The organism is Microbacterium oxydans (assembly GCF_000956525.1).
In the GTDB taxonomy this organism is placed as follows: Bacteria; Actinomycetota; Actinomycetes; order Actinomycetales; family Microbacteriaceae; genus Microbacterium; species Microbacterium oxydans_A.
In genome coordinates this window covers 44,567-55,385 of the sequence record NZ_JYIW01000013.1, presented here as the reverse complement: position 1 = coordinate 55,385, position 10,819 = coordinate 44,567, and the positions used below count along the sequence as shown (strand labels likewise).

Here is a 10,819-nt window from a genome sequence, read left to right as displayed (position 1 = left end):
CCTCCGCACGCACCACCAGCTTCCGCACATCATCCAACGACACCCCCACCGCACGCTCCACCAGCACCCGCTCACCCTCCACGGTCCGCTCCGGCCCTGCCGCCACCCGACACCGGTCCAACACCGCAATGATCAGGCCCGCGGCTGCGACCCCGAGTACTCCGGAGGCCAGCGCGTCACGCACCGCCGGGTATCTCGCCGGTACCGGCGCCCCGACCAGATCCGTGCGCGGTGCGGTCGCCTCCCCCACCGCCACCAGACGAGCAGCATCACCCGCGGAACCTCCCGTCGTCGCGGCGATCAACGTCGCCGGATTCCGGAACCCCTGCTGCTTCGCAAGACTCCCCGCCCCGAGCTCCGGCCGCGACTCGCGAGCGATCCCAGCCGCAACAGCAACTTGCACCGCATCCACACGCCGCTGCAACACACCGATCGCCGCATTCACCGCGATCAACTGACCCCGGGACAACTCGGTCGCATCGTCGGCATCCGCCCACGCCGCATCGAGGCGAGCCACCGCCTCATGCACCCCGACCAGCTTCCCCATAGCCCCATTTTATCCCGACCACCACCGAGTTTCGAAGCTATGTTCGAATCATATTCCGGCATACCGGCATACCGGCATCCTGCAGATCGCAGACGAAAGACATGCCGGTTCACCGCGCGGACAGGGAATCCTGCGAGCATCCGACACGTTCCCTCCTTCGGACCCTCTCGAAAGGACCCGAATGCCCCCGTCACCCCGCCGCTCGGCGTGGCCTCCCCTGCTGCTCGCGATCGCGCTCGAGGTGATGGCGACGCTGTCTCTGCGCGCCGCCGAGGGCTTCACGTACCCGCTGTGGCTCATCCCCGTCGCGATCGGGTACACGTCGTCGCTCTTGCTGCTGTCGATCGTGCTGGACAGAGGGATGCCGGTGGGCGTCGCCTACGGCATCTGGTCCGCCATCGGCGTGGTGCTCACCGCGGTGCTCGGCACCGTGCTGTTCGGCGAACTGCTCGGACCCGTGCAGATCGTCGGCGTCGGCGTCATCGTCGTCGGCGTACTGCTGGTCGAGTTGGGCTCGCACGCGCGAGACACAACAGCACCGGCGGAGGTCGCCTCGTGACCTGGCTGCTGCTCGCGCTCGCGATCGCGAGCGAGGTCACCGCGACGCTCAGCCTCCGCGCATCAGAGGGACTGCGCCGCCGGCGCTGGATCCCCGTGATCGTCGTCGGCTACCTCGCTGCCTTCGTCCTACTCGGCACGATCCTCGCGATGGGAATGCCGGTGGGCGTCGCCTACGGCATCTGGGCCGCCGCCGGGGTCGCCGTGACCGCCGTCCTCGGCCGCGTCATCTTCAAAGACCACTTCTCACTGCTGATGGGCATCGGCGTCGCCCTCATCGCGGTCGGCGTCGCGCTCATCGAGTTCGGGCACTGACCCCGCCGCACGGAGCCGGCGATCACCAGCACCGCCCCCCTCAGAACTGCGCCGAGAACGCCCCATCGCTCTTGAGCAGCTGGCCCGAGATCCAGCGCCCCTCGTCCGAGACGAGGAACTCGACCACTGCGGCGACGTCGGCCGGGCGACCGAGGCGTCGGAGCGGAGTCATCGCGCCGAGCTCGGCGCGCGTCTCGTCGTCCATCCAGCCGGTGTCGACCGGACCGGGGTTCAACACGTTGGCGGAGATGCCCTTGGGTCCGAGTTCGCGCGCCGCCGAGATGACGAGCCGGTCGAGCGCGCCCTTCGAGGCGCCGTACGGGAGGTTGCCGGTCACGTGATCGCTCGTGAGCGCGAGGATCACGCCGCCGTCGTCACCGATCTGGCGCGCGAAGGCGGCGATCAGCAGCAGGCTCGCTCTGGCGTTCACGGCCACGTGCAGGTCGAAGCTCGCGGCGGTCGTGTCGAGGATGCCGGATTCCACATCGTGCGCGTGGCTCAGGATCAGCGCCGAGATCGGGCCGTGCTCGCGCGTCACGTCGGCGATCAGCTGCTCAGGACCGTCGTGGGTGGAGAGGTCTGCAGGATGGTCGGCGTCGTGGAGGTCGCTGGTGACGACCGTCCAGCCGGCCGAACGAAGGCGGGGGACGATGCCGGCTGCGATGCTGTTCGCGCGTGCGGCACCGGTGATCAGGGCGAGGGGCATCCGGCCACGCTACCGGAGCCCCCGCGTCAGTGCGCCGCCCACATGGCGATCACACCGACGGTCATCGACCACGATTCGACCGCGAGGAGCCGTGACCCGACGCCGCGCACGTGCGGACGGATCCGGTCGGCGATCGTCCACGCCACGAGCAGCGCCACCCCCACGGTCGCGAGCCCGCCAACGGCATCCGACGCGAGATGCGCCCCATGCCCCGGCTCGATGATCATGCCGCCGTGCGTGATGCTCGCGAACGCGCAGAGCGCCATGACGAGCGATCCGAGCGCCCGGTGGCAGCAGGCGCGCACGGTCGGCCGCCCCCGCAGCCCCGCGGTGCCGAGCATCGCCGAGACGAGCAGGGTGAGCCCGGCGAGCAGCAGCACGCGAGCGTCACCGGCCGCCGCGACCATGCCGATCATCGCCGCGGCCATCACGATCACCGACTGCCGCCCCTGCCATGGCACCGTGCGCCTCGCGCCGAGGCAGCACGCGACAGCGACGATCGCGCTCGCGATCATCAGCGCCATCGCTGCGGGTGCACCCATGGATCGGATTATATTGATCAATCGCTCAAAATAGCCAGACCTCGATCGGATGCGACAAGATGGGCTCATGCCCCGCATCGTCGACCATGATGAGCGCCGCCGCCAGATCGCCGAGGCGCTGCTGACGGTCGCCGCTCGCGACGGTCACGAGCGCGTGTCATCCCGCGCCGTCGCGACCGAGCTCGGCGTCGCCACCGGAGCACTCTGGCACTACTTCGACGGATTCGACGACGTCGTGCGCGCCGCAGCCGCCGAGGTCACCCGTCGCACCGACGAGCGCATCGCCGCCGCGACGAACGGCCTCCGCGGACTCCCCCGCCTGCACGCCCTCATGCGCGAAGTCCTCCCGGTCGACGATCTGACCCGCTCCGAAGCCCGCGTCGTGGTCGGCTTCTGGGGACGCGTCGCAACCCTCGCCGAGACGCCCGACGCCGGGGCACCGACCCTCGCGACCTGGCAGGACAGCATCCGCTCCGCCCTCGAGGAGGCCGTCGCCGACGGCGAACTGCATCGGGACACCCCGCAGGATGCCGTGATGGCGCTGCTGCGATCGGTCACCTACGGGCAGCAGGTCGTCGAGGTCACGGAGCCGCAGCCGTCGAGCGCCCACCTCGCGGTGCTCGACAGCATCCTGGCCCCCTGGCGCGCCTGAGCCTCGCGCGCACGATCCGGGTCTTGTGACCCGGGGCGTTCCGTCGTACCATCGTGCCAACCCGTTTATTGAGCGTTCGCTCGAAATCAGTGAGGTCGACGATGTCCCACCACTCCCCGCAGCCGATCACCCTCGAGAAGCGTGCGACTCCGCATCCGCACGACCCGCTCACCGCAGCCGAGATCGCCGCCGCCCGCGTCGTGCTCGACACGGCAGGGCTGCTCACCGACACCGTGCGTGTGCCGATGCTGCTCCCGGACGAGCCGACCAGAGACGAGCTCGCTGCCTGGACACCGGGTGCGCCGATCGACCGCCGCATCGATGCGACACTCCTCGACACCGCGACCGGCATCGCTACCGAGGTCGTCGTCTCGATCACCCGTGGCGAGGTGATCCGCAGTGCGCGCGTGCCCAACGACGCCCCGCCCTACGGACAGCCGCAGTACCTGTTCGAGGAGTACGAGCGCGCCGAGGCGATCGCGAAGGCCTCCCCCGAATGGCAGGAGGCGATGCACCGCCGAGGACTCGAGGACCACATGGCCCTGGCGTTCTGCGGCCCCCTCGCCCCCGGCTACACGGGGCGTGCCGATGAGGTCGGGCGCCGCGTCATCCGATCGCTCACCTTCCTGAAGTACGACGAGGACGACTCACCGTGGGCGCACCCGGTCGAGGGGCTGATCGTGCACATCGACCTCACCTCGAACAGCGTGATCCGCGTCGAGGACCACGGCGACGTCCCGGTCCCGGCCGGCCACGGCAACTACTCCCCGGAGGTGCAGGGCGAGGCCAGGACGTCGCTCAAGCCGATCGAGATCACGCAGCCGGAGGGTCCGAGCTTCGCGATCACCGGATCGCTCGTGGAGTGGGAGGGCTGGTCGATGCGGGTGGACTTCAACGCGCGCGAGGGCCTGGTGCTGCACGACGTGGCGTTCCAGGGGCGCTCGGTCCTGAGCCGGGCCAGCGTGCCCGAGATGGTGGTGCCCTACGGCGACACCGCGCCCGGTCGATTCTGGATCAGCTACTTCGACGCCGGGGAATACCTGCTCGGCAAGAACGCCAACCACCTCGAGCTCGGCTGCGACTGTCTCGGCGTCATCCACTACCTCGACGGCTACGTCGCGGACGACCACGGCAACCCAGTGCGCATCCCGAACGTGATCTGCATGCACGAGGAGGACGACGGCATCCTCTGGAAGCACACCGATCTCGCAGGCCGCGCCGCGGTGCGCCGCTCCCGCCGCTTCGTGGTGTCGTACTTCTCGACGATCGGCAACTACGACTACGGCTTCTACTGGTACTTCTCGCTCGACGGATCGATCGAGGTCGTCGCGAAGGCCACCGGCATCGTGTTCGCTGCGGCCGGAGTCCCAGGCGTGCGGCAGAAGCACGCCACCGAGCTCGCCCCTGGTGTCTTCGCCCCGGTGCACCAGCACCTGTTCTGCGCTCGGCTCGACGTGGCGATCGACGGCGACGACAACCGTCTCGTCGAGGTCGACGCGCAACGCGTGCCGATGGGACCGGAGAACCCCTTCGGGAATGCGTTCACCTGGTCGGAGACGACGCTGGCGACCGAGTCGGCGGCGCAGCGCGAGGCCGACGCCTCCGTGGCCCGCGTCTGGGAGGTGCAGAGCGCCTCGCGCACCAACCGCGTGGGCCGACCGACCGCGTATCACCTGGTGCCGGAGCCGACCGCGCTGCTGATGGCAGACCCCGCGTCGTCGGTCGCGGCACGAGCGGCGTTCGCCACGAAGCACCTCTGGGCCACGAAGTACGAGCACGGACAGATCTGGCCGGCCGGCCGCTACCCCAACGCGCATCAGGGTGGCGCCGGTCTGCCGGAGTACACCGCCGGCGACCGCTCGATCGACGGCGAGGACATCGTGCTGTGGCACACCTTCGGCCTCACGCACTTCCCTCGCCCGGAGGACTGGCCGATCATGCCGGTCGACACCGCCGGATTCCGCTTCAGGCCGAACGGCTTCCTCGACGAGAACCCGGCGATGGATGTGCCCGAGTCGTCGCAGGCGCACGGCGGCGCCTCGTCGGCCGGGTCATGCTGCGGCGGAGGCGATGCCTGCACCTGCGGCCGCTGACCGGTCTCAGGACAGCGCGGCGATCGCGTCGCGCAGGATGCCGTCGGCGTCGGCGAGAGCGGATGCCGCGGCATCCGGGGTCGCGCCGGTCGTGACCGTGAGCAGCGCGAGCTTCACGGATCCAGACGCCCCCTCGAGCGCGGCAGCGGCTTCTTCGACCCCGACCCCGGCCAACTGCGACACCGTGCGGATCGAGCGAGCGTGCAGCTTCTCGTTCGTGGCGAGCAGGTCGACCATCACGCCGCGGTAGGTCTTGCCGAGCTTGATCATCGAGAGCGTCGTGAGCATGTTCACCACGAGCTTCTGCGCGGTGCCCGACTTGAGCCTGGTGGAGCCGGAGATGAACTCCGGACCGGTCACGATCTCGATCGCGATCTCGGCGACCGCACCGATCGCCGACGCCGTGTTGGATGCGATCGCGACGGTGAACGCACCGATGCCGCCGGCGTACTCGAGGCCGCCGACCACATAGGGCGTGCGGCCGGAGGCCGAGATGCCGACGACCGTGTCGTCGGCGGTGAGTGCGAGCCCTCGGAGCTCGGCCGCCGCGGCCTGATCGTCGTCCTCGGCGTTCTCGACCGCGGAGCGGATGGCGGTCTCGCCACCCGCGATCAGACCGACGACCATCGACGGATCGGTGCCGAAGGTGGGCGGGCATTCGCTCGCATCGAGCACGCCGATGCGGCCGGCCGTGCCTGCGCCGATGTAGATGAGGCGGCCGCCGCGGCGGAAGCGCTCGGTGATGCCGTCGACCGCAGCCGCGATCTCGGCGGCCCGCTCGGCGACCGCGACCGGCACCCTGGCGTCTTCCGCGTTCATGCGGCGCACGAGCTCGGCGGTGTCGAGCAGGTCGAGGTCGCCGCGCTCGGTGGTCGACGCCTCGGTGTCGAGACTCGCGAGCACGGTGAGCAGATCGTTCAGTCGAGTGTCATTCGGCACGGTGCACGAACCTTTCATGGGGAAGATCGGGGCGGCCGGCGAGCAGCAGTGCGCCGTCGAGCGCGGTCCCTGCCGCCGGGATGCCGGTGCGTCCGGCTGCCTGCAGCGATGAGACGAGGGCGGCGCGGAACCAGTCATGGTCGGTGAGCCCACCATGGATCACGACATCGAGGCTGCGTGACGAGGCGGCGGCAGCGGATGCCGTCAGGAGCCGGACCGCCTCGGCAGCGATCTCAGCGGCGATGCGGTCACCGGCCGCTGCGGCGTCGAGCACGAGGGGTGCGAGCGTCGCGAGTCGGCGAGCGAGGGGCTCGGGTCGGGCGAGCCATGCGGCGATGTCGGATGCTGCGCCGATGCGCTCTCGGATCCCGGTGGTGAGCGTCGTGTCCGGCGACAGATCGACGGAGCCGCGCAGCACAGCCCGCAGCGCCTCCCGTCCGAGCCAGGATCCGCTGCCGAAGTCGCCGAGCTCAGGGCCCCAGCCGTCGACGAGTCGCACGCCGTCGGCGTCGACGCCGAGAGCCGCGGCTCCGGTACCGGCGATCAGCAGCACACCTTCGCCGCCGCCGAGCGCGCCCGCGTGCGCTGTCACGACATCGGATGCCACGGCGACCCGCGCTCCGGTCTCGGCGGCGAGGGCTTCGGCGAGCTGTCGTGCAGCATCGGGGGCCGCCCAGGCGCCAGCCGCGCCGACGCCGAGGAGGTCGATCGGCGGATCGTCGCGCGGCAGCAGCGGCAGGATCGACGCCAGCGCCGCCGCCACACCGTCACGCGCGGCGAGCCCGGGGGCCCCGACGCCGTCGCTCGCGACGTCGGCTGCGACCACGCGGCATCGGGACTTGCCGAGGTCGACGGCGACGGCACGAGCGGGGGAAGACATGAAAATAGTCTACGCATTCATAGAGACCCATGAAACAATTGTTCACGCGCGTCCGTCGATCCGATGCGCCGCGTGGACGAGGGAGAGTCATGAGCATCCAGACGACGATCGCGACGGCTGCCGAGACGCTCCCGCCGTCGCTCGCCCGCATCGCGCGCGTGATCAGCGAGAACCCGAACACCGCCGTGGAGAGCACGATCTCGGAGCTCGCCGCCCTCTGCGAGACCTCCGTCGCCTCCGTCGTGCGGTTCTGCCGCGTGATCGGCCTGCGCGGCTACGCCGCCCTCCGCATGTCGCTGGCCGCTGAGCTCGGCCGCGAGTCCGTGCAGTTCAGCGCTCCGACCGGCTTCGGTTCGGAGATCGCCGTCGGCGACTCCCTGCGCGACGCCGCAGGCAAGATCGCGGCACTCGAGTTGCTGGCGATCGAGGAGACGGTCGGCAACCTCGACTACGACGTGCTCGCCGACGCCGTCGAGGCGATCGACCAGGCGCACCGCATCCTGCTCTTCGGCGTCGGGGCGAGCCGCCTCGTCGCCGACGATCTCGGCCACAAACTCCTGCGCATCGGCCGCACCGCGATCGTGCTCTCCGACGCCCACGAGGCAAGTGCCGCCGCCGCGCTCAGCGCACCGAAGGCCGTCGCGATCGGGTTCTCGAACTCCGGCACGACCGCCGAGACGGTCCGGTTCCTGCAGACCGCCAGAGCTGCGGGAAGCGCCACGATCGGCGTCACGAGCGCAGCGGACTCCCCCCTCGCCGAGACCGCGGACCACGCCCTGTTCACGCACGCCAGGGAATCACGGTTCCGCGCCGGCGCGATGGTCAGCCGCATCGCGCAGCTGGCGCTCGTCGACTGCATCTTCGTCGGCGTCGCCCAGCGTCGCCATGCGCACACCGTGCACGCGCTGCAGCGTACGGCGGATGCAGCCCAGGCGCTCCGCGGCGACTGAGCGCCGCCGCTTCAGACGGCTCGGCGCTCAGTCCGCGACCGACGCTGCCGGCTGCGCTCCAGCCGAGGGCTGTCCTGCGACCGATCCGGCGGTGCGGAGGAACACGATGATCCAGCTGAAGATCAGCACCGCCGCGATCAGCTCGACGGCCGTCAGGTTGTAGTACCCCACGGCGAAGAACGCGGCGAGCAGCACGATCACCAGCACGTACGCCCAGCCGAACACCACGAACACGCGCGGGATCGTGCGCAGGAACCACGGCAGCCCCACGACGACGACTGCGAACACCACTGCCATCCCCGTGGCGACGGTGTTGTGCACGATGAAGAACTCGTCGACGGGGAAGATGCCGACGCAGGCGAGGAAGATCCCCATCAGGATCAGCCCGCCGCGCACGATGAAGCGTCCCCGCCGGTCGATCGGATCCGCGGCAGGCAGACCGGCGGTCGCATATCGCGAGATCGTGGTGATCATGATCCCGGCGATGATGAGGGTCACGTTGAACGCGAGCGATGCGCTGTTCGAACTCATGCCGAGCGCCGAGAGGTTGTCGCGCCACCAATGCGGGTCGCTCGACGCGAGCATGCTCGCGAAGGCGCCGACCACGAGGAACACGGCGAGCACCAGCGACAGCACCATGGGCGTGAGCGCGACGCTGCTCAGGAACGACACGTACGCGGTGAGCGCGAAGGCCACGGCGACGAGCACCGCGCCGGGGAACGGGAACACCGGAGCATCCGTGAAACTGCGCTCCAGCAGCTTGGCGACCCCGAGCCAGCCGAGCGCGGCGATGGCCGCATGGGCGAAGGCGATCGCCAGGAGGTCGTACCAGCGGAGGCGATCCCCCGGCACGCTGAAGCCGTCGCGCACGGCGTCGGGGGCGAGTTCTTCGAGGCGGACGGCGAGACGCCCGAGCATGAACGCGATGGCCGCGGTCAGTGCGCCGCCGTATGCCGCGAACGCGCCGATCGACCCGGGACCGCTGATCGACAGCTGGCGGCCCCAGAAGACCGGGAGGCCGATCGTGAAGCCGATCACGAGGAAGAGCGCCCCGACGATCAGGGCGGTCGCCTCGAACACGGCATCCGAGGTCTGCGGCCCGCGCAGCTGCCGAAGCACCCGCATGACCCGGTCGGCGAAAGCTCTCATGGGTGCACCCTTCCGATCCACATCCGAGAAGTCGTGCCGGTTCCGCGCCGCCGGTGATAGCATCGCCCCACGGATCGTATACAACGTCGTCGTTCCACCATCCCGAGGTGATCATTCATGAACGGTGCACCCGCTGCCCCTGCCGAATCGGTGTCCACGCTCATCGCGCGCAACATCAGCGAGTTCCGAGCTGCCGTCAGCGAGTCCTTCGTGCCGCTGCAGGTGTCCAGCGGCGGGCCCGACCACTTCCGCGGTGTGATCCGCGGCGCCTCGGTCGACGAGGTGCACGTGACCGAGGTCAGGGCCACCTCGCACGTCGTCGAACGCACCCCCGAGCTCATCGCCCGCAGCGACCGCTCGTACTTCAAGGTCAGTCTGATGCTCGCCGGCACCGGCCTGCTGATCCAGGACGACCGCGAGGCGGTGCTGCAGGCCGGCGACCTCGCCGTGTACGACACCGACCGCCCGTACTCGCTCGTGTTCGACCAGGACTTCCGCACCATGGTCGTGATGTTCCCGAAGCACCTCATCAGCCTGCCCTCCGACATGATCGGACAGCTCACCGCCGTCCGCATCTCCGGCCAGGAGGGGCTCGGTGGCATGGTCGTCCCCTACCTGACGCAGCTGGCGGGCAACCTCGACCAGCTCGCCGGCACCACCGGCGCACGGCTTGCACACAGCGCCCTCGATCTCGTCACGACCGTCTTCACGCGCGAGCTCGGGCTCGACGAGGTCTCGGCCGATCCACATCGCGCACTCGTGCAGCGCATCCGCTCGTACATCGATCGCAATCTCGCCTCGACCGACCTCGGTCCGGCGACGATCGCCTCGGCGCACTTCATCTCGACCAGGCACCTGCACGGCCTGTTCCAGGAGCAGGGCGTGACCGTCTCGACCTGGATCCGCACCCGCCGCCTCGAGCAGTGCCGCCGTGATCTGCTCGACCCGATGCTCGCTGACCGGCCGGTCGCGGCGATCGCCGCGCGCTGGGGCTTCGTCGACGCGGCGCACTTCAGCCGCGCGTTCAAGTCGGCCTTCGGGGTCTCCCCCAGCGAGTACCGCGCGGCGCGCTGACCGCCCGGATCAGGGGACGTATACGGGCGGCTCGAACATCGAGCCTCCGCTGAGCACCTGCACCACGACGAAGCCAGGCAGCGACGCGGCCACGAGGATGCCCAGCGCGATGAGGAGGCTGAGACCGACGCCGCGCCGACCACCGCGGATCGCCAGGAACAGGCCGATCAGCACCAGTGCGTGCAGGACCAGTACGGGGATCAGGCCGAACTGCAGCCCCCACCCCGCCATCGTCGTGCCGGCCGCCTGCGCCTTGCCCTCCTCCGAGAACTCCTCCTCGAAACCCAGCCAGCACCACGCCCAGGCGACGGCGAACAGGATGACGGACAGCAGCAGAGCGAGCGTCCAGGCTGCAACGCGAAGCGCGATCGGACGGGCAGGACGGGATTCGGTGCGCACGCCTCATCCTGGCAT

The 10,819-nt window shown here is 70.0% G+C and carries 12 protein-coding genes and 1 pseudogene; 6 read left to right on the top strand and 7 right to left on the bottom strand.

Annotation, left to right across the window (positions count from 1 at the left end; translation table 11 throughout):
- Positions 1 to 547 (bottom strand): annotated as a pseudogene (locus tag RS83_RS01140) (DUF222 domain-containing protein); the annotation flags it as partial.
- A 181-nt stretch (positions 548 to 728) separates the two neighbouring features.
- On the opposite strand from RS83_RS01140, the gene RS83_RS01135 reads away from it, so the two are divergent.
- Together RS83_RS01135 and RS83_RS01130 are read left to right on the top strand one after the other, a co-directional pair.
- Positions 729 to 1,106: a DMT family transporter gene (locus RS83_RS01135; protein WP_045277662.1), complete on the top strand. Its 378-nt coding sequence runs from the start codon at positions 729 to 731 to the stop codon at positions 1,104 to 1,106.
- Entirely contained in the window at positions 1,103 to 1,420 is a 318-nt protein-coding gene (locus tag RS83_RS01130; RefSeq protein ID WP_045277661.1) for a DMT family transporter, read from the top strand. Before RS83_RS01135 ends, RS83_RS01130 begins: the two co-directional genes overlap by 4 nt.
- Positions 1,421 to 1,460: 40 nt before the next feature.
- Here the strand turns inward: RS83_RS01130 and RS83_RS01125 are convergent, their stop codons facing one another.
- Positions 1,461 to 2,126 carry an SDR family oxidoreductase gene (locus tag RS83_RS01125; protein ID WP_045277660.1) on the bottom strand — a complete coding sequence of 222 codons (666 nt, stop codon included), beginning with the start codon at positions 2,124 to 2,126 and terminating at the stop codon, positions 1,461 to 1,463.
- A 26-nt stretch (positions 2,127 to 2,152) separates the two neighbouring features.
- Entirely contained in the window at positions 2,153 to 2,668 is a 516-nt protein-coding gene (locus RS83_RS01120; RefSeq protein WP_045277659.1) for a hypothetical protein, read from the bottom strand.
- Between the two features lie 67 nt (positions 2,669 to 2,735).
- Here RS83_RS01120 and RS83_RS01115 point away from each other — a divergent pair, with 67 nt between their 5' ends.
- On the top strand, positions 2,736 to 3,320 hold the full coding sequence (locus RS83_RS01115; RefSeq protein WP_045277658.1) for a TetR/AcrR family transcriptional regulator: 585 nt from the start codon (positions 2,736 to 2,738) through the stop codon (positions 3,318 to 3,320).
- Between the two features lie 101 nt (positions 3,321 to 3,421).
- The gene (locus RS83_RS01110; protein ID WP_045277657.1) at positions 3,422 to 5,413 is read left to right on the top strand and encodes a primary-amine oxidase; all 1,992 of its coding nucleotides are present in this window, start codon (positions 3,422 to 3,424) and stop codon (positions 5,411 to 5,413) included.
- 6 nt (positions 5,414 to 5,419) lie between these two features.
- Here the strand turns inward: RS83_RS01110 and murQ are convergent, their stop codons facing one another.
- Entirely contained in the window at positions 5,420 to 6,352 is a 933-nt protein-coding gene (gene murQ / locus RS83_RS01105; RefSeq protein WP_045277656.1) for an N-acetylmuramic acid 6-phosphate etherase, read from the bottom strand.
- Positions 6,342 to 7,232, bottom strand: a complete 891-nt coding sequence (locus RS83_RS01100; protein WP_045277655.1) for a BadF/BadG/BcrA/BcrD ATPase family protein — start codon at positions 7,230 to 7,232, stop codon at positions 6,342 to 6,344. Before RS83_RS01100 ends, murQ begins: the two co-directional genes overlap by 11 nt.
- A gap of 89 nt (positions 7,233 to 7,321) precedes the next feature.
- On the opposite strand from RS83_RS01100, the gene RS83_RS01095 reads away from it, so the two are divergent.
- A complete protein-coding gene (locus RS83_RS01095; protein ID WP_045277654.1) occupies positions 7,322 to 8,182 on the top strand; it encodes a MurR/RpiR family transcriptional regulator in 861 nt (286 codons plus the stop codon).
- 27 nt (positions 8,183 to 8,209) lie between these two features.
- On the opposite strand, the gene RS83_RS01090 is transcribed toward RS83_RS01095, so the two are convergent.
- Positions 8,210 to 9,331 carry a DUF998 domain-containing protein gene (locus RS83_RS01090; protein ID WP_045277653.1) on the bottom strand — a complete coding sequence of 374 codons (1,122 nt, stop codon included), beginning with the start codon at positions 9,329 to 9,331 and terminating at the stop codon, positions 8,210 to 8,212.
- Positions 9,332 to 9,448: 117 nt separating this feature from the next.
- On the opposite strand from RS83_RS01090, the gene RS83_RS01085 reads away from it, so the two are divergent.
- Positions 9,449 to 10,405, top strand: a complete 957-nt coding sequence (locus tag RS83_RS01085; RefSeq protein ID WP_045277652.1) for a helix-turn-helix domain-containing protein — start codon at positions 9,449 to 9,451, stop codon at positions 10,403 to 10,405.
- Positions 10,406 to 10,414: 9 nt separating this feature from the next.
- Here RS83_RS01085 and RS83_RS01080 read toward each other — a convergent pair whose 3' ends face one another.
- Complete coding sequence (locus RS83_RS01080; protein ID WP_052678736.1) at positions 10,415 to 10,804, bottom strand: hypothetical protein; 390 nt, start codon at positions 10,802 to 10,804, stop codon at positions 10,415 to 10,417.
- Positions 10,805 to 10,819: the final 15 nt, after the last annotated feature.

Coding starts and splice junctions, on each gene's coding strand:
- RS83_RS01125 (WP_045277660.1), bottom strand. CDS start 2,126: ATGCCCCTCGCCCTGATCACCGGTGCCGCACGCGCGAACAGCATCGCA.
- RS83_RS01115 (WP_045277658.1), top strand. CDS start 2,736: ATGCCCCGCATCGTCGACCATGATGAGCGCCGCCGCCAGATCGCCGAG.
- RS83_RS01120 (WP_045277659.1), bottom strand. CDS start 2,668: ATGGGTGCACCCGCAGCGATGGCGCTGATGATCGCGAGCGCGATCGTC.
- RS83_RS01085 (WP_045277652.1), top strand. CDS start 9,449: ATGAACGGTGCACCCGCTGCCCCTGCCGAATCGGTGTCCACGCTCATC.
- RS83_RS01135 (WP_045277662.1), top strand. CDS start 729: ATGCCCCCGTCACCCCGCCGCTCGGCGTGGCCTCCCCTGCTGCTCGCG.
- RS83_RS01100 (WP_045277655.1), bottom strand. CDS start 7,232: ATGTCTTCCCCCGCTCGTGCCGTCGCCGTCGACCTCGGCAAGTCCCGA.
- RS83_RS01095 (WP_045277654.1), top strand. CDS start 7,322: ATGAGCATCCAGACGACGATCGCGACGGCTGCCGAGACGCTCCCGCCG.
- RS83_RS01110 (WP_045277657.1), top strand. CDS start 3,422: ATGTCCCACCACTCCCCGCAGCCGATCACCCTCGAGAAGCGTGCGACT.
- RS83_RS01090 (WP_045277653.1), bottom strand. CDS start 9,331: ATGAGAGCTTTCGCCGACCGGGTCATGCGGGTGCTTCGGCAGCTGCGC.